Here is a 26,192-nt window from a genome sequence, read left to right on the forward strand (position 1 = left end):
GTCCATTGTGTTACATTGAAAACAGTGAGCATTTTCAATACAGAGAGAATGGAGCCGATGGCGATGACATCATGCAAGCCCGGAAACGAGCATATCCGAAAGCCGGATTGGCTTAAAATCAAGCTGAACACCAATGAGAACTATGTCGACCTTAAAAAGATGATGCGCGAAAAAGGCCTGCATACTGTCTGTGAAGAGGCGCGTTGCCCAAACATTCATGAGTGCTGGGGCGAGCGCAGGACGGCCACATTCATGATTCTTGGTGCCGTCTGCACAAGGGCCTGCCGTTTCTGTGCGGTCAAGACGGGCCTGCCGAACGAACTTGACCTTGCCGAACCGGAACGCGTGGCCGATTCCGTAGCACTGATGAATCTTAAGCATGCCGTGATCACAATGGTGGCCCGCGATGATCAGCGCGACGGGGGAGCAGGTGTGATGGCAGAAACCATTCGGGCCATCCGCCGCAAAAATCCATTTACCACGGTAGAAGTGCTGCCGTCCGACCTTGCAGGTGATTATGACAGCCTGAAGACACTGATGGACGCCAAGCCGGATATTCTGAACCACAACATCGAGACGGTGCGCCGCATGACTAAGCGGGTACGCGCACGGGCAACCTACGACCGTTCCCTCGAGTTCCTGCGCCGGGCGAAGGAGATGCAGCCGGAAATCCCGACAAAGTCCTCCCTGATGGTTGGCCTAGGCGAGACATGGGAAGAAATCATCGAGACGATGGACGATCTCCGCGCAAACAATGTGGACATCATGACAATCGGACAGTATCTCCAGCCTACGAAGAAACATATCGCCGTTCAGAAATACTACACGCCACAGGAATTCGGCGAACTCCGTGAAATTGCCATGACCAAAGGATTCTCGCATTGTGAAGCCGGCCCACTGGTGCGCAGCAGCTACCACGCGGATGAGCAGGTTAACGCAGCAGCCCGCGAGCGTCAGCGCCGCGGTGAAAGCGAACTGGCCGTCCAATCCTGAAAGAAGGAACGAACATGATCAAGATCGAAAACACCGAGTACGAAGTGGTCAGGGATTACCGGGAAGCCCTTCAGGAAGATGCGCTTGAAGCCCGTTACAGCGACATCCTCACCAAGTATGACTACATCGTCGGTGACTGGGGCTATGGTCAGCTCAGGCTTCGCGGCTTCTTCGACGATAAAAATCCGAAGGCGACCATTGCGACGAAAATCAGCACACTCGAGGACTATCTGTATGAGCATTGCAACTTCGGCTGTGCTCATTTTGTCCTCAAGAAAATTCCGAAGCCAAAAGGGAACTCTAAAAAACAGGGTGCCCCGCAAGAAATGGAACAGGATGACCCGCAAAACGGTGAATAAACCGTTGCGGGTTTTCGTCTTGAACCGACAGGAGGAAAAATCGTGTATTTTATCGACCGTAACAAAGTGGAACAGACCGCATCCCATATGGAGCAGCTTTTTGAGGTTTATGAAAGCCGTTCCGAATGGACAGAAAGTCCGGCAGGGAAGCTGGCGCAGGAGCGTATCGCCCACAACCTGATTGAATCGGTAATTGACATCGGCAATACGCTTATCGACGGTTTCATCATGCGGGATCCGGGAAGCTATGAGGACATCATCGATATTCTCCTTGATGAAAAAGTGGTTGAAGTTGATATGGAGGCACCGCTAAAAGAGCTGATCGGCCTGAGAAAAATGATTGTCCGTGAATTCATGGATGTCGACTCCGCCGAAGTCGAGCGTGTGCTTAACCAGACGATGCCGGCTCTCCGGCTTTTCCCGGACTCCACGCGCCGTTATCTGACCGAGGAACTCGGGCCGGTTTCCGCTTTTCTTCCGGAGGACAATGAATGAAGGAATACCGGGCCTGGTGTTTTGACCTTGACGGTACAGTCTACCGGGGTGCTGAGCCGATTCCTGAAACGGTAAGTTTTATCAGAAAGCTGAGGGAGAAAGGGGCCGGCGTGTTTTTTGTGACCAACAACTCCGCCCTGACGCCGGAAAATCAGGCCGAGAAGCTGGCACGGATGGGCATCGCAGCCGCCCCTGAAGAAATCATGACCTCATCGGTTGCGACGGCTGATCACCTGCTGAAAAATCACGGACCTCTTCCGGTCTATATGATCGGGGAGGAGGGGCTGCGGACAGCACTGATGTCGGCGGGCCACCGGATTGTACAGGAATCACCGGAAGCCGTTGTGGTCGGCATAGACCGCGGAATCACCTACGATAAACTCGCCAATGCTTCGCTTGCAGTCTCCGCGGGAGCGGCTTTTGTTGCAACCAACAGTGACAAAGCGTATCCGACCGAACGTGGCCTCGTGCCCGGCAACGGTGCCTTCGCCGGGCTTATCGAGCTTGCGACCGGTGTAGCTCCGTTTTATATCGGCAAGCCCGCTGTCCCGATGCTGCAGGCCCTTGCGGATAGGCACGGGCTGAAAAAAGAAGAGATGATCATGGTAGGGGACAATTATGAAACCGACATCACGGCCGGTATCCGATTTGGCATTGATACATTGCATGTCGACACCGGTGTCACCCGGACCGGAGATCTCGCAAAATATGAGGAACAGCCGACCTATGCCCTTGGATCGCTCGACGGATGGATAGAAAATTAAAAAGCGCAATGCCGGCCGGCATTGCGCTTTGATCTATATGTGACTGGATCAGAACAGCGGATTCTCTTCGATAAATCGGTAGATGTTTTCCTTTAGTTCATCCGGTGTCTCGCCTTCGACGATCTCGCCGTTGACGACCGCATAAAGCGATTCGGCACATTGCGAGCAGAAGCTGAGGCAGCCATATTCGAGGACGTCAAGATTCGGGTCCTGTTCGAGTTCCTCGAATGTTTTCTGTGAACCGCAGGCCATGTTGCTCATGCAGAATTCTACGATCGGATTCACAAACATTCACCTCTCCTACCCGAAAATCGTACTCCTTTTTCGTCTGCCCGTCAATTAAACGGCTTATTGTGAAACCTCTCACATTCCGATATAATGGCGTTGGAACGCAAGATTTAAGAACGAATACCGAACTTCACCAAAGGAGATTACCATGAAGAAACTAGTCCTGTTAGGCGGCGGCTACGGTAATATGAGGATACTGCTCCGCCTTCTGCCCAATCAACTTCCTGAGGACCGGGAAATCATCCTGATCGACCGGACGCCGTTTCACAGCCTGAAGACTGAATTCTATGCCCTGGCGGCAGGGACGGTGCCTGATGCGGAAGTCCGTGTCGAATTCCCTGAGCATGAGCGCCTCCGTACGGTCACCGCCGAGGTTGTCGACATTAACATGGGTGAACAATGCGTCTATCTGGACAACGGCGACAGCATCCGGTACGACGACCTCGTCATCGGGCTCGGCTGCGATGACAACTATCATGATGTGCCGGGTGCCGAGGAATATACCCACAGCATCCAGACCATCCGCAAGTCCCGTGATACATACCGAGAAGTCCTGGGTCTGTCCGGCGGCGCGACGGTTGCCATCGTCGGTGCCGGCCTGAGCGGCATCGAGATTGCAAGTGAACTCCGCGAGAGCCGTCCGGACCTGAAAATTAAGCTCTTTGACCGGGGACCCCGGATTCTCAGAGACTTCCCGGAGCGGCTCAGTAATTATGTCCAATCCTGGTTTGATGAAAACAATGTTGAAGTCGTCAGCAACTCGAACATCACTAAAGTGGAGCCGCATCTGCTCTACAACCACGAAAATTCGATCCCGGCAGATGCAGTCGTATGGACAGCGGGCATCCGTCCGGTCGAAATCGTGCGCAAGCTGGATGTTGAGAAGGCGGGAGGGGGACGGGTCGTCCTGACACCGCATCACAACATTCCTGAAAACGAAAACGTCTACGTTGTCGGCGACTGCGCAGCGCTCCCTCACGCCCCGAGTGCCTATCTTGCCGAAGAGCAGGGTGAGCAGATCGTCAAGGTTCTGAAAATGCGCTGGAACGGCGAAACCCTCCCTGAGAAAATGCCGGAGATCAAGCTCCAGGGCATCGTCGGTTCACTCGGGAAAAAGAAAGGCTTTGCCTTCCTCGCCGACCGGACCGTTACCGGCCGAATCGCCCGCCTGCTGAAGTCAGGCATCCTGTGGATGTACAAATGGCATAATGGCTGAGGAACACTCCACCCCAGGGGGTCGAAAGGTTTGAACGTTCTTGGGTTGAGAAAAACAACAAATACCGAATTTGCGCCTTTGAGGATGTCGCCGAAGCTTTCTTTCAGTTTCGTTGCGACATCCTCTTTCATTCTTTCGGTGACGTGCGTATAGTCACAATCATGTCTTGGAGTCGTCATAACCGACACGATCCAAGATGGTGAGGGAAATCTTTGCCAACAACATTAGAGGAAGGACTCCCTTCTGATTTGTCGAATTATGACAAAGGAAGGGGGAACTCCAATGAAAGATATAGAATTTTGGAGAGTTTCACTTAATGATTGGGTATATGAAGTTAACGGCACAATAAGGAGATCTTCGAATGGCTTCGAGTTGCGGACTGAGAGTGAAACTGTTAAGGCGTTCCTCAGACGTTGCATGGAAAACGAAGAAGTCATCAACAACCCTATAGTGAATGTTGGGCAAAGCTTTCATTTCTATGCGGGAGACTTCCAAGTCATCAACATGGATGGAGAGCGCATTATTCTTAGTAAACTAAACAAATAAATTAGGAAATAAAAAGAGCATCCATTTTGGGTGCTCTTGTTAAATAATACTAAAAGGATAAAAGTAATAGTTGTCGAAATGAAGTAGATAGCATATTATTAGTCGACAATAGTGTCGTGAGGAGAACAATAGTTATGAAGGATGATAAAAACCAGTTCCAAGAAAGGAAAGAGATCACCTACCTAGGCGAATCTCGCGAGCGAATTCAGAGAAAACTTGAACTTCTGCTCGAGGGTATACCGGAGTGTATAGAAAAGGCAAAGTCAGGTGACACAGAGTATACCGCCGTCTATCTATCAGCTATTGAAAAAATAGTGGTCTCTGTACTGGAAGAAGAGTCTATTGCATATGAGAAGTATGTAACCAATCAGGATTAAAAACTGACATAGATCCAAGTATGAGCGTCCATGCAGGCGCTTTTTTCTATGTTGCTCAAGGTGTAAGTAGGGGCTGGAATGCTTTTGCCCCGGGAAGAACCAGACATTACAAATGTCTGGTGGAGGGACAGGGCACATAAACATACCGGGGTGATTCAGAATGTGGATGTGACGGCGAAGCGGATCCGCGTGGAAGGTCGATGGGTGGGTAGCGAAGAGGTTGCGGCGGTAAGATCTCTAGAATGTAAAACGCCGCACCGAAGCACATGCAGTTCGGTTGCGGCATCCTCTTTTATTCGTTCTTTCACCCTCAATCCTTTGAATCGTGGTGGGCTGTTTGTGTCAATTCGAATTTCTGAGGGTTTTTATTGACCGGACTCCATCAAATAGTAAAGATACCATACTGCATGGTTTTGCTCATCTCTTGCAGCAGAATCAAAAGCATTTCTCACTTCTGCCGCGGATGCCTCTCTCATTGACCTAAGATAAAATTCAGTGGCCTTTTGCTCATCGAGAAATGCGGCCAAGACACCGGCCGAGTAGGTGCTGGGGCATTTCTCATTGAGCTTTGGTTCATACTCTTTGTTTGTCAGGGAATAATAAACATTCCAGAATCTTTCATAATGGCGCATTTCATCTGAGCGAATTTCCATAATCCGTTGTCTGATGTCCTCATCTGGCGCTTGATTAGCCAGATATTCATAGCAATAAATCGCTTGATACTCCCCATCGATCGCCTTTTCAAGGTTGCGAATCATCGATGATTCATCCAACACATGCACCTCCATGTTTCATTCTCGATTAGCATATGCTGAAAGTGGGTGCAGTGTTTTTAAGCAAGCCGTCTTAGTGAACTTCGTGAAATCATCAGATGCTCAGAAAAAGAAAAAACTGCAGTCAAAAGAGCGTGTCGCTCTATTGTATCTGCAGTCTGACTCTAACCATGAAATATGCTCAGGCTTCCGCTGTAAAACCGTGCTTTTCAAGTTCCCTGAATACCGGTTTCAGCTGGATGTAGCCCTCGCCGACAACTTCTCCGCCGATCATGACGAGCGGATAGAAGAACTCGTCATCCTTCACACGCGCCGCGATGTCGGCGCGCACCGGATCGTCGATCGGCTGCTCGATATCGATATAATCGATCCGGAACGATTGGCCGGGATACTTTCTTGTGATGGCGGCTTCCAGCCACTCATATGTATCTTTTGAAGAGGGTGCGTTCACGCAGCTTGCGCAAATGACATCGGCACCGTATACTTCGATATTGATCCCTTTTTCATTCATTAAATAATCCCCCCGGTTTCCGTTATGGATTTTCTGTCTTGAACACATTATAATGAAATCAGTGAAAGGAGTCGAATCGAAGTGACAGAAACAGCGATGATGGATAGTGTGCAAGAAGTCCTTGATAAACTGCGTCCGTTCCTTCTCCGCGATGGCGGCGACTGCGAACTCGTTGACGTCGAGGACGGCATCGTGAAACTCCGCCTGCTTGGTGCTTGCGGAACCTGCCCAAGTTCGACAATTACGCTCAAAGCCGGCATCGAGCGCGCGCTAGTCGAAGAAGTGCCGGGCGTCGTCGAAGTCGAACAGGTATTTTGATCTTACGGATCCGCCAAGGCGGATCCTTTTCAATAATCGGCCCGCTCATTTGAACCGGCGGGCAACAAGCGGTAAGATGATAGAAAAGGAGTGAGGAAAAATGACACAAGTGGTGGAACTGACGGAAGCTGCGGCCTATCAGGTGAAGGAAATGATGGTCAACAATGAAGAGGAAGGTTCTTTCCTTCGTGTCGGGGTCAATGGCGGCGGTTGCAGCGGACTGACCTACGGCCTCAACTTCACGAGAGAGCGCAATGAGGATGATGAATTTCTCGAACTGCATGGGATTCCTATCGTCGTCTCCAAAGATGACGCCGGCATCCTGAGCGGCACGAAGATCGATTACAAGCAGTCCCTCATGGGAGGCGGATTCACCATCAAGAATCCGAACGCCATCGCGTCCTGCGGCTGCGGTACATCGTTCCGGACGGCCAGGAAAGAGGGCACACCAGAGAAATGTTGAGTAAAAGACCGGATTTCCGGTCTTTTTTATTTCCTTGCCACCTCTTGAAAACCCACATGTAAAGGACTAAACTAAAGGTGATGGATTTTGTCGATTACGGCGCAATGCCGTGACAACCACGGCATTGTGGCCGTCCTGCATTCATATACACATTCATAAAGGTGGTTGGGATTTAAGTGAAGAGACCTACAGTTCTGGTGCTCGGAGGCGGATACGGCGGACTTTCTACAGTCGTCAACCTTCAGAAGAAAATTGGCACCGATGATATGGACATTGTCCTCGTAAACAAAAACGACTATCATTACGAGTCGACCTGGCTCCACGAAGCGGCTGCCGGAACGCTTAAGCCGGAAGATGTTCGCTACGACATCAAGCGCGTCATCGATGAAAACAAGGTGAAGTTCGTCAAGGCAACGGTCGAATCGATCGATGTAGACAATAAGAAAGTCGGCACGGATGCAGGCGAACTCACGTATGACTATCTCGTAATCGGGCTCGGTTTTGAAGGCGAAACCTTCGGAATCGAAGGGCTGGACAAGTATGCACTCGGCATCGCAGATGTGAATGCTGCGCGCCAGATCCGCGAACATATCGAGTATCAGTTTGCGACTTGGTCGATGGAAGAGGATAAAGATGATTCCCGCCTGACAATCGTTGTCGGTGGTGCAGGGTTCACGGGCATCGAGTTCCTCGGCGAACTTGGAAACCGCGTTCCTGAGCTTTGCGAAGAGTTTGATGTGCCACGGGAAAAAGTCCGCGTCATCTGTGTGGAAGCCGCGCCGATGGTCCTTCCTGGCTTCGACCCGCAGCTTGTTGAATATGCGACAGCCTATCTGAAATCCAAAGGAATCGAATTCTCCATCGGCACGCCAGTCGTGGAAGCGACTCCTGAAGGTGTCAAGATCAAGACCGGTGAAGAGAAGTTCGAATTCATCAAAGCCGGCACAGTTGTCTGGGCTGCAGGTGTCCGGGGCAACCGCCTGATCGAAGAAACGTCGATCGAAAGCAAGCGTGCCCGTGTGGCCGTGCGCGAAGACATGCGTGCGCCGGGTTATGACGATGTATTCATCGTCGGAGACTGCGCGTTCCTCATGAATGAGGATGCCGGCCGTCCATACCCGCCGACAGCACAGATCGCCATGCAGCAGGGTGCTCAGGTTGCTGAAAACATCATCAGCCTCTCCAAAGGCGGCAAAACGAAGAAATTTGTTCCTGACCTGAAAGGGACAGTCTGCTCGCTCGGCGATGACGATGCGATCGGCAATGTATTCGACGGCAAGCTGGTCACAGGCAAGAAAGCCAGCTTCCTGAAGAAAATGATCGACAACCGTGCGCTCTATATGATCGGCGGACCGTCGCTCGTCATTAAGAAAGGCAAATTCGACATTCTGTAATGGATGTCCGGGCGGCGCAGTCCTTTTCCATGGGCGGGCCGCCCGATTTGTTGTGTAAAGGAAACCTCCCCGATTCGGCTCCGTCATGTTCACGGAACCGTTTCGGGGAGATTTTTTAAACTTGACCATTCCGGGACATCGGTCGGGATGACGGGAGGAGAAGGTATGGGGAAAGAACGGGGGAAAGTATGGCTCGGCGCAGCGGGCATTGTCATGAACGGAAATGGAGAATGGCTGGTCGTGAAAAAGACGTACGGCGGCCTGAAAGGCAAATGGTCGTTTCCGGCCGGTTTCGTGGAACCCGGAGAACGGGCGGATGAGGCGGCCGTCCGAGAGGTGGCCGAAGAAACCGGTATCCGGACTGAGCTCACCGGGATGGCTGGGTTCCGGACCGGTGTGCTGAAAGGGGAGATCAGCGATAACATGGCGCTGTTTCTTCTCCGGCCTGTTTCGGATGCACAACCGGTGATTCCACAGGAACGGGAAATTGCGGAAGCCAGATGGATGACACCCGGCGAGTTGGCGGCCTCTCCGGATTCATCGCTGCTGATCCATGAGATTGCGGGCGAAGCCGTCGACGGCGGTCTGCCTGAAGTGCATGGAGCCTGGCCGGGAGACATCTTCGGATACACGAGTTACAAGTTCTTTTTCCGGAAAGGCGGAGCCGGCCCTGATTTCTGACAGATTGGTGAACGGGACCCGGCTTATTGAAAGCGGGCCCCCGTTCCGGTAAACTGGTGAAAGGAAATCGGAGGTTAGCGAATTGGACGGTTCATTATCCATTGTAGAAGTTCTGTTGTCGTTCCTGCTGTTCATGGTCATGTTCTTCGGGATCGGCTTCCTTCTGAATATGCTGCTCCGCATGACTTGGCTCATGGCGATCGTCTATCCGGTTATCGTCATCCTGATCGTGGATGAAGTACGGATACTGGATTACATCACCAGCCCGGGCATGGCTTTCAGCAGCCTTGGAGACAAACTTGTCTCCCTTCACGCCGCAGATATCATCATCCTGATAGGCGGCTTGGTCGGCGCCATCCTCGCAGGCATCGTCATGATCATTCTTCGGAGAATGGGCTACAGGATGTTCTGATAAGACAAAAAAAGCGTTCCGCTCTCGCGGGACGCTTTTTTGTTATTTGGAACGGTCAGAGTATGAATGCATACAGAATGGCGGCCAGAAGAATACCGGTAAGAGCGCCGGCATACACCTCACTCGGCTTGTGACCGAGGAGGGTTTTCAGCTCCTCGATCTTCTGCTGCTCATCTTTCTGCGGCCATTCCCTGGTCGTTTGGATGAAATTCCGGAAATCGGTACGCATCTGGTTGATGACGACCGCCTGCTGGCCCGCCTGGAATCGCACACCGGATGCGTCGAACATCACGATGATCGCAAAGACGGCAGAGACCGCAAAGATGGTGGAATCCAGGCCGTGCTCGAATCCTATGGCAGTCGTCAGCGAGGACACCGCTGCGGAATGGGAGCTCGGCATGCCGCCCGTTGAAGTGAATAGCCTCCAATCCACTTTCCGGGTGGCCAGATAATGGATCGGGATCTTGACGAACTGTGCAAAGAAAATACTGAACACCGCCACCCATAGAGGAGCGTTTTGAAATAGGGACATGGAGGCACAACCTTTCAGGCAGAAGATAATAAAAATTATAACATACCACTAGGAGCCGGCTGACCCACAGTCCGACATTCCGGTATAATGAGGACGAAAGCTGGATGGAGGGATCAAGATGGAAGTCAACGTACAGAAAAACAGCCTGAAGGACATGACGGCGGATGTGCTGATCGTGGGCGTACCGAAACATCCTGAGCATGTGGAAGGGTGGGATCATCTGGATGCTTTGTTCGGAGGGGCTCTTACCGGGTGGGTCCGTTCCGGGGATGTCGCATCCGGGCGCTGTGAGTTCTCACGCGTACCGGCCATGCCGGATGCCGGATTCAGACGTGTCCTCTTCACCGGACTCGGAAATGACAAGACGCTAGGTGCAGATGATCTCAGAAAAGTGTTTGCAGGGGCCGGCAAAGAACTCCGCAAGATGAAAGCGGAAACTGCAGCCATCTGGGCTGCATCGTTCACTTCCGGGGATTTTGAAGATGCGGACATCGCTTTTGCGGCCGCGGAGGGCCTGGGGCTCGGCACTTATTCATTCGAAGATTATAAAACCGGGTCCAACGAGAAGCAGGTCGAGCTTCGAGAGGTCACGCTTCTGGCGGATGCGGGTGAAGATGTGATCAAGCCCGCGTTTGGTGTGGGGCGGGTCTATGCGGATGCCGTCAACGAGGCAAGGGATCTCGTGAATACGCCGGGCAATATTCTTACGGCGACCGCAATGGCCGATTATGCAGCACGTCTGGCTGAGCTGTACGGCTTCGGAATCGAGGTCCTCGGCCGCGCCGAGATGGAAGAACTCGGCATGGGTGCTCTCCTGGCAGTCAACCAGGGTTCGGTGGAAGAGCCTCGCCTGATCGCCCTGAAATATGAAGGAACCGAAAAGTGGGAGGACGTGGTCGGTCTCGTCGGCAAGGGAATCACCTTCGATACGGGCGGCTACTCTATTAAGACGAAGACCGGCATCGTCGGCATGAAAGGCGATATGGGCGGTGCAGCCGCAGTTCTCGGTGCCATGCGGATCATCGGGGAGCTCCGTCCCAAGAAGAATGTAATCGCGGTGATCGCATCGACGGACAATATGATTTCAGGAAGCGCCTTCAAGCCGGACGATGTCATCACCTCGCTGAGCGGCAAGACGATCGAAGTGCTGAACACGGATGCCGAAGGACGGCTTGTCCTGGCCGATGCCGTCACGTATGCCAAGCAGTCGGGGGCAGATTACCTTGTGGACGTCGCGACGCTCACAGGAGGCGTCATCACCGCTCTTGGCTATGATAAGACAGGTGCACTCACCAACGATGAAGGATTCTTTGAAACCTTTTTGGAAGCCGCCTCTGAAACCGGAGAATTTGTCTGGCGGCTCCCGCTTATCGAAAGCGACAAGAGGCGGATCCGCAAGAGCGATGTGGCGGATCTCAACAACTCACCGGGAAGCGATGGCCATATGATTTTCGGCGGCGGATTTGTCGGCGAGTTTGCAGAAGACACCCCGTGGATTCACCTGGATATCGCGGGAACGTCCGGTGCTTCGTCCGCACACGATCTTGGACCAAAAGGCGGCACAGGCGTCATGGTGCGTACGCTTGCCACGCTTGTCGACCTGATGGCGGAAGAAGCAGCAGTCGAATAACGCCCAGTCCCGGCCGGGCTTCCGGCATAGGATAGCGGAGAAAGGGAGGAGGCAAATGCCTCGTTACCGACGCTATCCTTTCCGGAGAGGGGGAAACGATTTGTTCTTCGGTCCGTTCCTTGGCGGGTTTGCCGGCAGTCTGCTGGGTGGTGCACTCTTCTATGGCGGAGGCCGCTATCCGTACTATCCGTATCCATATCCGTATTATTATCCGTACGGATATCCGTACCGGCCATATTATTGGTAACAGACAGAAAAGCTTCTGCGGAATCACATCCGCAGAAGCTTTTTAATTTTTATTTGCCTTCATGGCGACGGATATCCTCGCCAAGCTCGTCCTTCACGGTCAGTTCGCTCGGCTTTACGCCGGAGAAATAGGCAGCCCGTCCCATCATATGGGCACCGACCGGAGCCGTGATGAACAGGAAGAGAATACCCAGCAGAATGCGGGGGCTAAAGTGACCTTCAATCAGCCAGAAGTGAAGAAAGACGGAGAGTAGGATACCCAGCACCCCGACTGTAGAACTCTTGGAGGCAGCATGTGCCCTGGTATAGGGGTCGGGAAAACGGTTGAGGCCGATTGCCGTCACCAGAGTAAAGACGACCCCTACAATCAAGGGCACAGCGACCAGGATGTTAATCAGAATCTCCACGGTCGAAAACCTCTCCTTTCTCGATGAACTTGGAGAAGGCGACAGTGCCGAGGAAGGACAGGATGGCGAGAAGCAGGATTACTTCGAGAAAGAAACGCGTCCCGACCAGGATCGACAGCAGGCCGACTACAGAGATGAGTGTGACCCCCATTGCATCGAGTGCGATGACCCGGTCTGGAGCTGTTGGGCCTTTGATGAGCCGATATAGGATAATCGCCATAGAGACGACGATCAGCACAAGGGATGCCCAGAATAGAATCATCAAGGTCTGCTCACCTCCATAATGGCTTTTTCAAACGAATCCCGGATGGATGTGACAGCTTCCTCGACATCATCGATATGGATGGCGTGTACATAAAGCATCTTCTTATCCTCGGACACATTCATGACCACCGTGCCGGGGGTCAGGGTGATCAGTGCAGAGAGCAGTGTGATTTCCCAATCATTGGTCAGCTTGGTCTGATATCTGAAAATGGCAGGCTGGATATCCAGCTTCGGCTTGATGACAAGCATGAACACCTGGATGTTTGCGAGCCAGAGTTCTTTAAGGAAGAGCAGGGTCAGTTTGATAATCGCCCAGATCCTCCGAGTATACAGAGGTCCTTTAAAGAATCTCCGCATCATTGTCAGCAGAAGAAGACCCAGCAGCCAGCCGATGATGAAGGTGGACGCATCAAACGAGTTAAGGATGAACATCCACGTAAACGCAAGAATGAAATTCAATAGAATTTGAAAGGCCATGATCCATCTACTCCTTTAACACCGCATCGATATAGATCGATGGCTGGTGGAGGATTTCCGCGGCATCGAACATGACCGGACGCAGCCATTCCGTTCCGACACCATAGAAGACGGTCAGAGCTGTAATCAGGGCGGCAGGCACGAAGAGGCCGCGGTAAATCTGTTTGCTCGTTCCTTTGACCGGCTTCGGCTCGCCCCAGAAGGCGTGGATGAAGATCCGGATGACAGACAGCAGGACAATCAGGCTCGAAGCAAGGATAATGATGCCACCCCAGAGATTGCCTGCTTCAAATGCGCCCTGGGTGATCAGCAGTTTTCCAAAGAATCCGCTCAGCGGCGGAATCCCTGCAAGACCGAAAGCGGCAACCAGCCAGGTCCAGGCCAGTGCGGGATAAGTTTTCAGCAGACCACCCATTTCACGGAGATTTGAAGTTCCGGTGATGGCAATGATCACCCCGATGAGCATGAATAGGCCGGCTTTGATGAACATGTCGTGGATCAGGTAGAAGACAGCGCCTTCCAGTCCCGCCATGTTCATTTGTGAGACACCGAACAGGATGACTCCGACGGCGATGATGATGTTATAGATGACAATCTGTTTCAGGTCAAAGTAGGCAAGAGCTCCAATACAGCCGGCCACAACTGTGAGGATGGACAGGATCATGAGCATCTCATGGGTGAACCCGGGGTCATGAGGGAACAGGAGAGTCACAGTGCGCATGATGGCGTAGACGCCGACTTTGGTCAGGAGTGCCCCAAAAAGGGCAAGAACCGGTACCGGCGGGGCGGCATAGGAGCTTGGCAGCCAGAAGTACAGCGGGAAAATTGCGCCCTTCAGCCCGAAGACCAGTATGAGCATGACCGCGATGACCGTCAGGATGCCGGATTGCCCGATTTCGGACACTTTCGCAGCAATGTCGGCCATGTTGAGCGTTCCGGTAACGGAGTACAGCATGGCAACGGTTGTTACGAAGAAAGCGGATGACACGATGTTGACGAGTATGTATTTGATCGATTCCCGGAGCTGGCGCTTCTCGCCGCCGAGAACGATCAGGACATAAGACGCCATGAGCAGGACTTCAAAAAATACGAATAAGTTGAAGATATCGCCCGTCGTGAAAGCCCCGTTCACACCTGTGAGCATGAACATCATCGCCGGGTAGTAGAAGTGCTTTTCCCGTCCTGCGCCGATGGACCTGAAACTATAGAATACGATCGCAAGAGTGATCAGATTAGAAGTCAGGACAAGACCGGCGGATAGGGGATCCGACACCATCGTGATACCGAACGGGGCAGGCCAGCTGCCGAGCGTCACGGCTTGGACACCATCCCGCATGACCGTGTAAAGGAGGATAGCCGATGAGATTACTGACGCAATCATCCCGATAACTGTCACTGTCCGCTGGGCAGACACCCGTTTAGGGAAGAACATAAGGATCATTGCCGTCAGGAACGGGATCAGGACCGGAAATAACAGGAGGTTAATCATGTTCGTCATTTCCTTTCAGTAGAGTCATATTGTCCGTCTCGAGTTCCTGATAGGCACGGTAGGCCATGACCAGAAACACTGCCGTTACCCCGAAGCTGATGACGATTGCCGTCAGGATCAGTGCCTGCGGCAGCGGGTCGACGAAATCCGTCACGCTGTCTTCCAGCACGGGAGGAGCAGACCCTGAGAAACCGCCCATCGTCAGAATGAGAAGGTGGGCACCGTGGCTCAGCAGCCCTGTCCCGATGACGACCCTGATGAGGCTTCGGGAGAGAATCAGGTAGACGGCTGCCATAAAGAGAAAACCGATGATGACCGACATGAGAATTTCCATTTTAGTCATCACTTCCAATCGAAAGAATGATGTTCATCGTCGCGCCGACGACGACCAGATAGACACCAAGATCAAACAGCATCGCCGAATGAAGGGAAGTCTCCCCGAATAGCGGCAGAGTAAAGTAATCATAGGCATGCGTGAAGAAAGGGACGTTGAACAGAATTGATGCTGAAGCCGTCCCGAGTGCCAGAACCAGACCGGTTGCAATAAGCACCGTATAGTTGATCGGCAATGCCTTCTTAACAGTCCGGATATCGAAGGCCAGCAGCAGGAGGACGATGGCCGAGGCCGTCAGCAGCCCGCCGACAAAGCCTCCGCCGGGCGTATAGTGTCCGGCAAAGAAAATGTGGATGGCGAAGAGGAAAATGATGTAAAAGACGACCTTGGTGGTTGTCTGGATGATGACATCACTGCTTCTCATGCTGATCCCCCTTTCTGGTCAGGCGGAGTTTGATCATGCCAAGAATTCCGATCGCGGCAATTGACAGTACGGCGATTTCAAACAGCGTATCAAAGCCCCGGTAATCAACAAGGATAACGTTGACGATATTACCGCCGCCTGCTTCCGAATAGACAGTGTCTTTGTAAAACTGCGAGATGGAAGGCAGGGCTTTCTGCGAAGCTGCCGACATGGCCAGGAGAGCCATCATCAGGCCGACTCCCGCCGCAATGATCGCATTGCCGACACGGAATTTACGCTTCTCATCATGCCGGCTCAGTTTCGGCAAGTGGTAGAACGCCAGCAGGTAAAGGGCGACAGAGACCGTCTCGATGACCAATTGAGTCAACGCAAGGTCAGGCGCCTTGAAGATGACGAACAGGAGAGCGACCACATAGCCTGCTGCCCCCAGGGCCAGTATCGCTGTAAGACGCTTCCTGGCCACGAGTGTGGTCAGCACTGAGCCGACAAGCACTGTGAGCAGTCCGATTTCGGCCGGGCCGATTGGCGCTGTCCCTTCGAACGAGACGGCAAAGGCATCTTTTACGAACATTGATCCGAGGACAATAATCACAATTCCGGCAAACATATAGATCAGATAGCTCCTGATCAGTCCGTTCATGTACGAACGGGATAGCCGGTTCATACCGCTCTCCGCGAAAATCATCGATGAATCATACAGCTTGTTGAGTGTCAGGTATTCAGGGAAAGCCCGGTAGCCGCCCTGCCACTTCGGCAAGAGCCAATACAGGACCAGTCCGGTGATGACAATGCCGATCGTCATCATCAATTCAGGAGTGACATGTCCATGCCATGCGGCTACATGGACATCGACATCAGCCGGGGATCCGTACATAAATGGCTGCACGGCTGCAACCGCAGGCTTGACGATCCAGTCTCCGATGAAGTTGGGAACGAAGAAGATCGCAACAACAATCAGACCGAGCACTGCAGGGGAGATGAGCATCCCGGCAGGTGCTTCATGTGCCGATTTTGGCAGCAGATCCGGTTTGTGTTTCCCTGTGAACGTGCGGAACACAAAATAGAAGCTGTATATGAACGTGAACACACTTGCGATCCATGCAACTATGAGAAGCACAGTTCCCCAGGAAGCAGGGGCAAACAGGTCCAGTTCTCCCAGGCTCAGCATTCCCGTCAGGAACAGTTCCTTACTGAGGAAACCTCCAAATGGCGGAAGGCCCGCCATCGACAGGGAACCGATCAGCGCGATGGTGAACGTGACCGGCATCAGTGCCATGAGACCTCCAAGTTTGCGGATGTCACGCGTACCGGTCTCATGATCGACAATTCCGGCGACCATGAACAGGCTGCCTTTGAATGCGGCGTGGTTCACCAGATGGAAAATCGCGGCGAAGCCGGCATACTTGAACATCGTTTCGGCAGCGCCTTCTACATGGAATGCCGCAGCGGAAGCACCGAGGAGGGACATAATCAGCCCGAGCTGGCTGACAGTCGAAAAGGCAAGGATCCCTTTCAGGTCAGTTTGCTTCACAGCAAAGAAGGACCCCCAGAACAGGGTGAGAACCCCGATCGAAGTGACCAGCCACACCCAGATTTCGGATGCCGCGAAAATCGGTGTAAAGCGTGCAACGAGATAGAGTCCCGCTTTGACCATGGTCGCGGAGTGGAGATACGCACTGACCGGAGTAGGCGCTTCCATCGCGTCCGGAAGCCAGATGTAGAACGGGAACTGGGCTGACTTGGTGAATGCCCCCAGCAAGAGGAGCACCAGTGCCCAGGTGAAAAGAGAATGTTCTGCCAATTCAGGGGCCATTGACGCGAGTTCGCGAACCGAGAACGTCCCCCCCATGATGTAAAGAAGAACGAAGCCCCCGAGCATCATGAGGCCACCGAATACGGTGATCATCATCGACTTGAGCGCACCAAATCTGGAGCCGTCCCTGGTGTACCAATATCCGATGAGCAGGAACGACGAAATCGATGTCAGCTCCCAGAAGCCGTAGAGGGCGATCATGTTGTCTGACTGCACGACACCGAGCATCGCTGTCATGAACATGAGCAGGTAAACATAGAAGTTGCCAAGCCGCTCTTTCGTCTTATCCAAATAAAAGATTGAATAGAGAACGACCAGGGCCCCGATTCCTGTAATGAGGAGGGAGAACAGAAGGCTGAGGCCGTCTATGTAGGAAGTGAGTGAAATACCGTATGACGGAATCCATGACAGCTCCCCGATATGTACCCCGCCGTCTTTCACTTGGGGCAGGAAGCCCAGATAATAAATGAACAGCAATACCGGAACAGCGAGCACGAACCATCCGGTATGAATTCCGCGCAGCCGGCTGGCCAAAAGCGGGACGAACAGAGCGGCCACGACCGGTGCGAATAACAGCAGCACGGATATCAAGAAGGATCCTCCTTTCAAAACTTGTTTATGTTGATGGGTAACAGGACTCATTATAACTCAATTGTAAAGCGGTTGCATTGAAGAAAACTGGTACCCGCCGTCGTTTCTGCAATGGATGCAGGAGATCTTCCTATTTAAAAATAGCAGGAAAAAATCCATGATGAAAACTTTATGAACATCACGAAAAAGTGCCCGGCAGAAGCCGCGCACTTTTTCTGTATCCATCTTTTGTGTGTTGAAGCGGAGTGTCTCAGTGCGGGTGAAGCATTTCCTGCCGCTCGAGCACATCCTCGAAATCCTCTGAAGGGCGCTTTCGCGTAAAGTGCAGGGAGACAACGGCAATCAGGAAAAGGGCGGCCGTTACGTAAAAGACGGACGAAATGCCAATAAAGCCGCTTACGATTCCTCCGAACATCGGACCGATGATGTTCCCGAAAAAGCGGAAGCTGGTATTGTAGCCGAGCACCTCACCCTGTATATCCACTGGCGCTTCCCTACGGATCAGGGCAGTGGTGACCGGAATGAGTCCGCCGATCGAAATGCCGAACAGGAGACGCAGAATAATCAGCTGCCAAAGATTTGTGACAAGTGCCTGTGGGATCATAAATACAAACGTCAGCAGCAATAGCACCGTCAGTATCCGCTCATACCCATAGTTATCCCCGAGCTGCCCCCATTTTCTTGCGAAGAGAAGGTTTCCGACACCTGCGGCGCTGAACGTGAGGCCTGCCAGAAATGCCACTTGGTCGGCTTCCGTGAGTTCCGCAACATAGAGGGAAAGAAGCGGCTGGATGCTGAAGTTCCCGATCTGGATCAGTGCAGTGATGATCATGACGTTCAGCATCAGCCGGTGATTGAGAATGGAACGGACGATGGTGTTCCTGGAATAGACATGATCGCGGTTCTTTTTTTCTTTTTTCTGTTCCTTGATTCCGAATGCCACGATCAGGGCAGCGATGAAGATGGCCGCCGAAGAGATGATGAAGGCGAGTTCAAATCCGAATGAGTCCGCCAGCAGGCCTCCGAGGGCGGGGCCGAAGAGGGTGCCGGATACGCTCCCCATCTGCAGGGTGCCGAGCGTCTTGCCGGCTTCGGCTTTTGCGGTCTGGGCACTGACAAAGGCAAGGGAAGTCGGGATGAAGCCGGTCACAACGCCCATTGCCAGGCGAAGAAAGAAGAATGTGTACACATCGTCGACAAACCCCATCATGAACATGAACGCGGATATGCCGAATGCGTTGATCAGGAGAATCGGCTTGAAGCCGTATTTGTCGCCGATCCGCCCCCAGATTGGCGACATGATAAATGCCGATACGAATGTTGCGCCGAAGATGAGACCTGCCCACTTCGATACAAACGCATCGGAGTGATTGCCGAATGTGTCGATGTAAAGGGACAGGAACGGCATGATCATGGTCATCGTACCGGCGACCAGAAAGTTGGTCACCAGGATGATGATAAAGTTCCGTTTTTGTATAGACATCTATCGAACGTCCTTTTTATTTCGTAGTATCCCCATTATAAAGCATTTCGTAACCCGAAAAAAGTGTCATGACTTATTCATCGTTTTCCTTCCGGTCAGTATGTTACACTTATGAAGATACTGATACTCCCGTGCCGCCCGGCACCTGGAGAAAAGGAGAGATACGATGTTTCCTCAACTGGTGAACGAAGCTGCAGAAAACGAAGCACTCGCGATCATTCATACAAACCATGGCCCGATCAAGGTAAAGCTGTTTCCTGAACAGGCACCGAAGACGGTCGAGAACTTCCTCACACACGCCGAGAACGGCTATTACGACGGGATCATCTTCCACCGCATCATTCCGGATTTCATGATCCAGGGCGGCGACCCGACAGGAACCGGCATGGGCGGGGAGAGCATCTACGGCTCCACTTTCGAAGATGAGTTCTCGCCGGAGCTGTTCAACCTCCGAGGCGCGCTCTCGATGGCAAATGCAGGCCCGGGTACGAACGGCAGCCAGTTCTTTATTGTCCAGGCGAAGAATGTCCCTTCTCAGATGCTCGGCCAGCTTGAGGGAGCAGGCTTCCCGAAAGAAATCATTGAGGCTTATGCAGAAAAAGGCGGTACGCCTTGGCTTGACCAGCGCCATACCGTATTTGGCCAAGTGGTCGAAGGCCTGGACGTTGTCGATGAGATTGCCGGCGTTAAAACAGGCGCTCAAGACAAGCCTGTTGAGGATGTCGTCATCCAGTCGATTGAAATTCTTAAAAAGTAACCCTGCACCCGGAATCCACATCAAGGAAGTGAATCATCATGGAAGCGGTTCTTCTCATGCCGTTCCTCTATTTTCCGGAAGACAAGACCCTGTATATCCCGGCAGTAGCGTCATTGCTCGTCTGCATGTTCCTCTGCTACCTGGCTTTCCGGTGGATCAGAAAGAAATCCGCCGAGCAGGAAAAAGCGACGCATGAACTCGAGCAGCGCATTCTGGCCGAACGGAACGCAAAACAGCCGCCCTCTCAATGAGGCCGGCTGTTTTTATTTTTATATGATGGATAAATTTAAAGTCCTATTTCCCGGGAAACAAATTATCGGCAGGCGGGTTCGCCAATGGAGCCAAAATTTCTCCCTTTCTTTTTTTTATGGCTGTGCTATTATAGCTAATAATCATTCAAAGAACTGAAAAATAGGTGAGTACTGTTGGATACCATCGAAATTAATCATTTTGCGGCGGATCTTCTCGATCGGTGGGACCCGTTCAATCAGGGACAGGGAGCCTACGAAACCGAGATTGCCGACGTCATCGCAGCTCTTCATGAAGCCGTCCACCCGTCTGAACTGGCGGAGCGGATTCGTCTGATCTATGAGCACTCCTTTGAACTTTGGATTCCGCATGAGGCCTGCATGGAGATCTCCTATAAACTGATTGCCCTGAAATACGGGGCAGGATGTCCGTTATAAATAAAAAAACCGCCATTCACGGCGGTTTTTTTCATTTCATTGTATTTCCTCATCCCCAAATGGTGGAGATGAATATCAATACGATGGCGAGCGGGCATACATAGCGGACGAGGAAGCGCCAGGCGGACGCCTGGAAACCTGAGCTGCCCAGTTCTTCTTCGGTAATCTGGCGGGACAGATAGTAACCTGCGAACAGGGAGATGAGGAATGCCCCGATCGGCATGCCGAACTTGGAGACAATCGTGTCTGCCAGATCGAAGAACGAAAGGCCGAATATTTTCACGTCCGACAGGATGCCAAATGACAACGCACTTGGGATGCCGACAAGAAATACAATCAGGCCGTAAAGGAAGGCTGCGCCTTTACGCCGTTCATACTTGTTCCGGATCCCGATCGAAACGGTGATCTCCAGCATCGAAATGCTTGAAGTCAAAGTGGCGAACAGCATCAGGATAAAGAACAGAAGCATAAACAGGAAGCCAAACGGCATTGATTCGAAGATGGCCGGCAGGATTACAAAGACTAGGCCGGGACCTTCCGCGGGGGACCCTCCGAAAGCGAAGACGGCAGGGAAGATGACAAGACCCGCGAGGATGGAGATGACGATGTTCAGCACTGTCACGCTCCAGCCTGATTTCATCAGGTTCTCATCTTTCGGCAAATAAGATGCATACGTGATCATGCTGCCGATCCCGACACTCAGCGAGAAGAAAGCCTGTCCCAGTGCCAGCAGGGCCGTCTCGCCGTTCAGGTATGAGAAGTCCGGCACAAACATGAAGCGGATCCCTTCCATCGCACCGTCCAGAGTGAGAGAGCGGACGGCCAGGATGATGAAGAAGACGAACAGCATCGGCATCATCCACTTGCTCGCGCGCTCAATGCCTCCCTTGATGCCCCGCGAGACAATCCAGATGGTCAGGAACATGAAGACGGCCTGAGCGAGGAGTGCCTCACCCGGTCTGGCGATAATCGAATCAAAAAGAGCTCCGAAGTCCTGAGGAGCTCCGCCTCCCAATAGGTAAGCGGCTGAGCGGATCAGGTAAGAAAGGATCCAGCCCCCGACTACGCTGTAGAAGGAAAGAACGATAATGGACAAGGCGAAGCCAAGAAAACCGAAAATCGGCCATGCCGTGCCGGGTGCCAGCCGGCGGAAGGTCGTGACCACGTCCGCCTGGCCGCGCCGGCCGATCAGAAACTCCGCAATCAGGATCGGAAGGCCGATCAGGAAGGTGCTGAGAATGAAGAGCAAAATGAAGATGCTGCCGCCATTCGTACCCGCCATATATGGGAACTTCCAGATGGCGCCGAGCCCGATGGCACTGCCTGCCGCCGCCAGGATGAAGCCGATCTTGGAAGTCCAATTTTCTCGATTTGACATAAATAGCTGATCCCTCCGAAAACTGATTCCCCCATTGTACAACAAGTTGTCCAAAAAGAAAGTACGACCATATCACTAATTGAAAATACAAAATTCAATATTAGGCAAATTTGATATAATAAAGGAAGAAACAAGAAAAGGATGTGTGGAATGGGGGAAGAAGAAAAAGACTACGGGGAGCATGAATTGGCGGAATCTTTCGGGGGAATTGTCCGCCGCTTTCTTCACCAGGCAGGGGTGCCGCATGAGAGGGTAGGGGAGATCGCAGAGCGGGCAATCGGGGAGGCAACGGAAGAACTGACTGACGGAGCAAATCCCCAAGTCATCTTGTTCAGGACGGCCGCAAGAATAATTGCAGGTACTCCTGACGGGGAGGAACCTGAGGATCTTTTCCGGTTTGAAGAAGACCATCAGCTTCATCGGGAAATTCGGGATCTTCCTGCCCGAATCAGACTGCCGTTTATCCTGATGAGGCTTCATGATTTCAATCCTGCAGAAGCGGGTTCCGTGTGCCGGCTGACGGCCGATGAGGTACGGACGGCAGCGGAGACGGGGGAACGGATACTCACAGAAGCTGATCCGGATTGGGATCTTGACCGGCAGCTCAGTCTGCTGCGTCGTGCCTATGGCCGGATCCGATATCCGGAACCCGTGGTCGATCAGCCGGCGACTTTGGCTTTGGCTGAACAAGAAAAAGACGGACCAAAGAGTGTACGGTGGTGGGCGGCAGGGGCCGGGCTTCTTGCCGCAGTCGGATTCCTGATCGCCGCAGCATTCATCCTCCCGGTACAGGCTGGGCCGGTTGATGCCGCATACGTCAAGAAGCTGGAGACCCGATTTGATGAAGAGAAAGAAAGGTTCCAGGAAAAAATCGGTGCGCAAGACATGGATATGATGGATCTGATAACGATTCAGGAAGGAAAGTCGGAATTCAGGCTGTTCATCTCACGACTTGACCGTGCCGTACAGAAAGGTCAAGCACCGACAAAGAAGGAGGCGAACGAGGAGCTGGCTGAAATCTTGGATGTGTTTGACCTTCCTTCCGAGATGGCCATGCAGCTCAGTGAACAGCCGATTAATAATGATCAACTAAAAAGCAGGGAATATATACGCGTATTTGAAATGCGGAAACAGGAATTGGCGATGATCTTCTCAAACCGATTAATGGAACACATGAATTTTATAGAGGCTGCAATTCATGGCGAGAAATTTGATAAAGAAGGCTTCCTCGCCAATGCCGATGAATATCCCGAATCCCTCCGGCACGCTCTGCAGCTGATGGAGCAAGAAGGCTACGATTTGTCGGAAGAAATCATTCGCTTTGGTGATCATGTATATGTGATTCCCGAAAAACTGCCGACCCTTGGAGAACATGCGGATGGACTTGAAGAGTCGGTAGCAAGGGTAGTAAGGGTGGCAGAAAGGGTGCCTCTGCAGAAAATTTCTGATCAAGAGCCGGTTGTACTGGAAGAAACACTGATCAAACTGGAAGAGCTGGCCGGTGATAGGAAGACAAGTGATCAGTGGAGAATGCCGGAAGAATTGGCTGTTCGGTATTTTGGGGAATTCGTGTTTGGAGGCGAGAGCGGCAGGGTGTTCGGAGAAGACGGAAAAGTTTTGGCGGAACGGAGGGAGCTCTGGAAGCGACTGGCCGGACGGCCCGAGTCTCCTTCCGGGAAATTATTGGCGCCGGTCGTGGCCGAGATGGAAAAGACCGGATGGAAGCGGTCGAAATCTTATGATCTGCTGGTAACAGCAAGTTATCAATCTGCACTGAAAGGTGCGCGTGAAGGGCATGACCGATATTCAGAAATAGACGATCATGTTTTTCTGGATGGTTCTTTCGGAAACTCTGATTTTCGGGTAAGGACGGAAACTTTGTATCGGGACCTGACGGCTGCTGGCGATCGGTCATTGCTATTGGACAGCACTCCGGTTATGGTGGCTGCACTCGCATTATTGGCGGCTGACAGAGAAGATTTAAACATGATGGAAATACTTGCTTCAGACGGAAACCCGGCTTATATCACTAAGTTGTTGAAAACAGTAAAGACAGAAGCGCTTGAAGAAGTACACCTCTCATTTTCTGAATACGAGGTCGTGCCTCACGAAACCGGTGTTAGAGCCCCAGTCAATGTCCAGCCATTCTCCGGTTTCGAACAGAAGCAGATTTGGCTGACTTACACTCCTGAAGGCCTCTGGCTGGTAGACCGCCAGGACGCCCCGTAATCCCGACCGCTTTTTGCCGTAAGCACTCCCGTATGGTATAATTTGCAATGGCCAAATGGCAGATTCGTAAATCAAAGCGATTGGGAGCGGTATTTATGGCAAGCAATTATCAGACGGGAGATGTCGTAACCGGAAAGGTTGCCGGCATTCAGCCATACGGGGCATTTATCGCCCTGGACAAGGATACACAAGGCCTCGTCCACATTTCCGAAATCACTTATGGTTTCGTTAAGGACGTCAATGATTACCTGACGGTCGGGGAAGAAGTACAGGTGAAAGTGCTCGACGTCGATGAGGAGGCAGGCAAGATCAGCCTCTCGCTCCGCGCTCTTCAGGAACGTCCGCAGACACGCCGCGAGGATCGCCCGAGAAAATCCCTCCAGGACCGCATCGATGAGCGTGAACCGGACGGATTCAACACGCTCCGCGACAAACTCCAGGACTGGATTCGCCAGTCCGGCCAATAACAAAAAGCAAGGAAGCCTAACCGGCAGCAACCGGCGGCTTCCTTGCTTTTTTTTCGTAAAGACGGCCCCTTCATTTATTGGCCGTTGCGGATCTTCTTCAGATGGTACTGGAGATTCTGGCGGCTCATGCCGAGTGCATGTGCAGCTTTCGTGACATTCCCTTCAAACACATTCATCACTTTGGACAAATAATAATCTTCCGCTTCGCGCAGGTAAACGTCCAATGGAAGAAACTCCTGCCCTTCACTCATGACGAAGTCCTGAGGACGCTTGGCAGGGGAGAATTCCTCCTGCACCTTCAGTTTGAAGTGGTGGGGCAGCAACTCCTGGGTGATCTCGGTCTCCGTCGTCAAAAGGGAAGTGATCTCTTCCAGAAGCAGTTCGACCTCCTTCAGGTTACCCGGCCACGTATAGGAATCGAACGTCTCCCGAACCAAGGGGGAGAGGCCCTTTACCGCTGAACCGAAACGCTGGCGGTGGCGCTCCAGGTAATCATCGATGAACGGCCACAGGTCGTCCATCCGCTTTCTGAGCGGCGGGATATAAATGGTGATGGACGAGAAGAAATAGTAAAGTCCCTTCAATAACGATCCGTTTGCAATCAGATCGAATGCATCTCCGCCAATGCTTGCAATAAACTGCCTGGAGTCATCACCGAGTGATTCCAGTTCCTTGAGCAGTTCTTCCTGCAGCTTTACCGGCATGAGATCAATCCGGTCACAGAAGACCGTACAGGTTTTATCTTTACTGATCGCTTTCAGGATACGGTGGATGTCGGCGGAGTCGAGCCCCGGACAAAAGAGCGTATAGTACGGGCTTCCGGCATTTGCCGAACTGCTGTGCATGGCTCCGGCCAGAAGATCCTTACCTGTGCCTGTTTCCCCGGTCAGTAAAACAGGCAGATGCGCATCTGCAGCTTTTTTTGCGGTGGCGACCACAGATTTCATCGCCTCGCTTTCAGCTGTGATGGAAGAGAACGTAATGGTCTCATCGTAGGTCCGGAGCGGCTGATGAACAAACTTCTCAAGCGTGGTCACGTCCCGGGCCAGCTCCACCGCTCCGATCATCCCATCCGGCCCGACGACCGGATAGGTGTCATTGACGGTTGTGATTTCCTGTCCGTTCCGGTTCCAGTAGGTCTGCTTTACATTCCGTACCGGTTCCCCGCTCCTGATGACTTTCATGATCGTGCTTTCCTCCTGGCCGAACCTGAACATATCCAGCACGCTCCGGTCAGCAAGGTCGTCGAGGTCAAGTCCCTCGATCTGTTTCATTTTTTCGTTGTAGATGACGGTCCTTCCATTCATGTCAACGGCGTGGATGCCAAGTGCGGCATGCTCCACGGCGAATTCGTAGAAGGGCCATAGCGCGTCTTTTTCGATAGCCATGGTCCAC

Annotated in this window: 33 protein-coding genes; 19 read left to right on the plus strand and 14 right to left on the minus strand. The window is 52.4% G+C overall.

The features are described from left to right. The first annotated feature begins 63 nt into the window (after positions 1-63). Genes lipA through AV656_RS15565 form a run of 4 tightly spaced genes read left to right on the plus strand, consistent with a single transcriptional unit; the run spans position 64 to position 2,611 of the window. A complete protein-coding gene (lipA, locus tag AV656_RS15550) occupies positions 64-993 on the plus strand; it encodes a lipoyl synthase (protein WP_082818800.1) in 930 nt (309 codons plus the stop codon). A gap of 14 nt (positions 994-1,007) precedes the next feature. Then, entirely contained in the window at positions 1,008-1,352 is a 345-nt protein-coding gene (locus AV656_RS15555) for a YutD family protein (RefSeq protein WP_063183757.1), read from the plus strand. 42 nt (positions 1,353-1,394) lie between these two features. Next, a complete protein-coding gene (locus tag AV656_RS15560; protein WP_063183758.1) occupies positions 1,395-1,847 on the plus strand; it encodes a DUF86 domain-containing protein in 453 nt (150 codons plus the stop codon). Beyond that, positions 1,844-2,611, plus strand: a complete 768-nt coding sequence (locus AV656_RS15565) for a TIGR01457 family HAD-type hydrolase (protein ID WP_063183761.1) — start codon at positions 1,844-1,846, stop codon at positions 2,609-2,611. The genes AV656_RS15560 and AV656_RS15565 overlap by 4 nt, the downstream gene beginning before the upstream one ends. A gap of 48 nt (positions 2,612-2,659) precedes the next feature. Here AV656_RS15565 and AV656_RS15570 read toward each other — a convergent pair whose 3' ends face one another. Further along, positions 2,660-2,902 (minus strand): YuzB family protein, encoded by a 243-nt coding sequence (locus AV656_RS15570; protein WP_008301113.1) that lies wholly within the window; start codon positions 2,900-2,902, stop codon positions 2,660-2,662. A 145-nt stretch (positions 2,903-3,047) separates the two neighbouring features. Between AV656_RS15570 and AV656_RS15575 the strand changes: the two genes are divergently transcribed. From AV656_RS15575 to AV656_RS15585, 3 genes are all read left to right on the plus strand, one after another. Next, positions 3,048-4,115, plus strand: coding sequence for an NAD(P)/FAD-dependent oxidoreductase (locus AV656_RS15575; protein ID WP_063183763.1), 1,068 nt, complete (start codon positions 3,048-3,050; stop codon positions 4,113-4,115). Positions 4,116-4,397: 282 nt separating this feature from the next. Next, positions 4,398-4,661, plus strand: a complete 264-nt coding sequence (locus AV656_RS15580; RefSeq protein WP_063183766.1) for a hypothetical protein — start codon at positions 4,398-4,400, stop codon at positions 4,659-4,661. 134 nt (positions 4,662-4,795) lie between these two features. Then, positions 4,796-5,038 carry a hypothetical protein gene (locus tag AV656_RS15585; protein WP_063183768.1) on the plus strand — a complete coding sequence of 81 codons (243 nt, stop codon included), beginning with the start codon at positions 4,796-4,798 and terminating at the stop codon, positions 5,036-5,038. Between the two features lie 365 nt (positions 5,039-5,403). Here AV656_RS15585 and AV656_RS15590 read toward each other — a convergent pair whose 3' ends face one another. Then, positions 5,404-5,811, minus strand: a complete 408-nt coding sequence (locus tag AV656_RS15590; RefSeq protein ID WP_231877318.1) for a ferritin-like domain-containing protein — start codon at positions 5,809-5,811, stop codon at positions 5,404-5,406. A gap of 181 nt (positions 5,812-5,992) precedes the next feature. Further along, positions 5,993-6,322 carry a YuzD family protein gene (locus AV656_RS15595; RefSeq protein ID WP_063183779.1) on the minus strand — a complete coding sequence of 110 codons (330 nt, stop codon included), beginning with the start codon at positions 6,320-6,322 and terminating at the stop codon, positions 5,993-5,995. A gap of 96 nt (positions 6,323-6,418) precedes the next feature. Between AV656_RS15595 and AV656_RS15600 the strand changes: the two genes are divergently transcribed. From AV656_RS15600 to AV656_RS15620, 5 genes are all read left to right on the plus strand, one after another. Next, positions 6,419-6,640, plus strand: a complete 222-nt coding sequence (locus AV656_RS15600) for a NifU family protein (RefSeq protein ID WP_231877323.1) — start codon at positions 6,419-6,421, stop codon at positions 6,638-6,640. 100 nt (positions 6,641-6,740) lie between these two features. Beyond that, complete coding sequence (locus tag AV656_RS15605) at positions 6,741-7,103, plus strand: HesB/IscA family protein (protein ID WP_063183784.1); 363 nt, start codon at positions 6,741-6,743, stop codon at positions 7,101-7,103. A gap of 176 nt (positions 7,104-7,279) precedes the next feature. Next, complete coding sequence (locus AV656_RS15610) at positions 7,280-8,497, plus strand: NAD(P)/FAD-dependent oxidoreductase (protein ID WP_063183786.1); 1,218 nt, start codon at positions 7,280-7,282, stop codon at positions 8,495-8,497. A gap of 165 nt (positions 8,498-8,662) precedes the next feature. Continuing rightward, positions 8,663-9,178, plus strand: a complete 516-nt coding sequence (locus tag AV656_RS15615) for an NUDIX domain-containing protein (protein ID WP_063183788.1) — start codon at positions 8,663-8,665, stop codon at positions 9,176-9,178. A gap of 82 nt (positions 9,179-9,260) precedes the next feature. Beyond that, on the plus strand, positions 9,261-9,590 hold the full coding sequence (locus tag AV656_RS15620) for a YuiB family protein (RefSeq protein WP_063183790.1): 330 nt from the start codon (positions 9,261-9,263) through the stop codon (positions 9,588-9,590). 55 nt (positions 9,591-9,645) lie between these two features. Here AV656_RS15620 and AV656_RS15625 read toward each other — a convergent pair whose 3' ends face one another. Beyond that, positions 9,646-10,122, minus strand: a complete 477-nt coding sequence (locus AV656_RS15625) for a divergent PAP2 family protein (protein ID WP_063183793.1) — start codon at positions 10,120-10,122, stop codon at positions 9,646-9,648. A 118-nt stretch (positions 10,123-10,240) separates the two neighbouring features. Here AV656_RS15625 and AV656_RS15630 point away from each other — a divergent pair, with 118 nt between their 5' ends. Next, complete coding sequence (locus AV656_RS15630) at positions 10,241-11,752, plus strand: leucyl aminopeptidase (protein WP_063183796.1); 1,512 nt, start codon at positions 10,241-10,243, stop codon at positions 11,750-11,752. A gap of 100 nt (positions 11,753-11,852) precedes the next feature. Beyond that, positions 11,853-11,999: a hypothetical protein gene (locus AV656_RS15635; protein ID WP_419865563.1), complete on the plus strand. Its 147-nt coding sequence runs from the start codon at positions 11,853-11,855 to the stop codon at positions 11,997-11,999. Positions 12,000-12,048: 49 nt separating this feature from the next. On the opposite strand, the gene mnhG is transcribed toward AV656_RS15635, so the two are convergent. From mnhG to AV656_RS15675, 8 genes are all read right to left on the minus strand, one after another. After that, complete coding sequence (gene mnhG, locus AV656_RS15640; RefSeq protein ID WP_063183801.1) at positions 12,049-12,405, minus strand: monovalent cation/H(+) antiporter subunit G; 357 nt, start codon at positions 12,403-12,405, stop codon at positions 12,049-12,051. Continuing rightward, complete coding sequence (locus AV656_RS15645) at positions 12,389-12,667, minus strand: Na(+)/H(+) antiporter subunit F1 (RefSeq protein WP_156484898.1); 279 nt, start codon at positions 12,665-12,667, stop codon at positions 12,389-12,391. Before AV656_RS15645 ends, mnhG begins: the two co-directional genes overlap by 17 nt. Then, the gene (locus tag AV656_RS15650) at positions 12,667-13,146 is read right to left on the minus strand and encodes a Na+/H+ antiporter subunit E (protein ID WP_063183805.1); all 480 of its coding nucleotides are present in this window, start codon (positions 13,144-13,146) and stop codon (positions 12,667-12,669) included. Before AV656_RS15650 ends, AV656_RS15645 begins: the two co-directional genes overlap by 1 nt. Positions 13,147-13,153: 7 nt before the next feature. Further along, positions 13,154-14,635, minus strand: coding sequence for a Na+/H+ antiporter subunit D (locus AV656_RS15655; protein WP_063183807.1), 1,482 nt, complete (start codon positions 14,633-14,635; stop codon positions 13,154-13,156). Then, positions 14,628-14,969 carry a Na(+)/H(+) antiporter subunit C gene (locus AV656_RS15660; protein WP_063183809.1) on the minus strand — a complete coding sequence of 114 codons (342 nt, stop codon included), beginning with the start codon at positions 14,967-14,969 and terminating at the stop codon, positions 14,628-14,630. The genes AV656_RS15655 and AV656_RS15660 overlap by 8 nt, the downstream gene beginning before the upstream one ends. Before the next feature lies 1 nt (position 14,970). Continuing rightward, positions 14,971-15,393, minus strand: a complete 423-nt coding sequence (locus AV656_RS15665; RefSeq protein ID WP_063183811.1) for a Na(+)/H(+) antiporter subunit B — start codon at positions 15,391-15,393, stop codon at positions 14,971-14,973. Then, positions 15,380-17,797, minus strand: a complete 2,418-nt coding sequence (locus AV656_RS15670; protein WP_156484895.1) for a Na+/H+ antiporter subunit A — start codon at positions 17,795-17,797, stop codon at positions 15,380-15,382. Before AV656_RS15670 ends, AV656_RS15665 begins: the two co-directional genes overlap by 14 nt. A 250-nt stretch (positions 17,798-18,047) precedes the next feature. Continuing rightward, positions 18,048-19,280, minus strand: a complete 1,233-nt coding sequence (locus AV656_RS15675; protein WP_063183814.1) for an MFS transporter — start codon at positions 19,278-19,280, stop codon at positions 18,048-18,050. A gap of 166 nt (positions 19,281-19,446) precedes the next feature. Between AV656_RS15675 and AV656_RS15680 the strand changes: the two genes are divergently transcribed. From AV656_RS15680 to AV656_RS15690, 3 genes are all read left to right on the plus strand, one after another. Next, positions 19,447-20,037: a peptidylprolyl isomerase gene (locus AV656_RS15680; protein WP_063183815.1), complete on the plus strand. Its 591-nt coding sequence runs from the start codon at positions 19,447-19,449 to the stop codon at positions 20,035-20,037. Between the two features lie 38 nt (positions 20,038-20,075). Next, a complete protein-coding gene (locus AV656_RS15685; protein ID WP_063183817.1) occupies positions 20,076-20,288 on the plus strand; it encodes a hypothetical protein in 213 nt (70 codons plus the stop codon). A gap of 174 nt (positions 20,289-20,462) precedes the next feature. Continuing rightward, positions 20,463-20,723, plus strand: a complete 261-nt coding sequence (locus tag AV656_RS15690; protein WP_063183819.1) for a DUF1871 family protein — start codon at positions 20,463-20,465, stop codon at positions 20,721-20,723. A gap of 49 nt (positions 20,724-20,772) precedes the next feature. Here the strand turns inward: AV656_RS15690 and AV656_RS15695 are convergent, their stop codons facing one another. Continuing rightward, a complete protein-coding gene (locus tag AV656_RS15695; RefSeq protein WP_063183821.1) occupies positions 20,773-22,101 on the minus strand; it encodes a sodium-dependent transporter in 1,329 nt (442 codons plus the stop codon). 150 nt (positions 22,102-22,251) lie between these two features. Here AV656_RS15695 and AV656_RS15700 point away from each other — a divergent pair, with 150 nt between their 5' ends. After that, positions 22,252-24,330: a hypothetical protein gene (locus AV656_RS15700; protein ID WP_063183824.1), complete on the plus strand. Its 2,079-nt coding sequence runs from the start codon at positions 22,252-22,254 to the stop codon at positions 24,328-24,330. A 95-nt stretch (positions 24,331-24,425) separates the two neighbouring features. After that, on the plus strand, positions 24,426-24,797 hold the full coding sequence (gene yugI / locus AV656_RS15705; protein ID WP_063183826.1) for a S1 domain-containing post-transcriptional regulator GSP13: 372 nt from the start codon (positions 24,426-24,428) through the stop codon (positions 24,795-24,797). A 74-nt stretch (positions 24,798-24,871) separates the two neighbouring features. Here yugI and AV656_RS15710 read toward each other — a convergent pair whose 3' ends face one another. Next, positions 24,872-26,185, minus strand: a complete 1,314-nt coding sequence (locus AV656_RS15710; protein ID WP_063183828.1) for a sigma 54-interacting transcriptional regulator — start codon at positions 26,183-26,185, stop codon at positions 24,872-24,874. Positions 26,186-26,192: the final 7 nt, after the last annotated feature.

This window comes from Bhargavaea cecembensis, from assembly GCF_001619585.1.
Taxonomy (GTDB): Bacteria; Bacillota; Bacilli; order Bacillales_A; family Planococcaceae; genus Bhargavaea; species Bhargavaea cecembensis_A.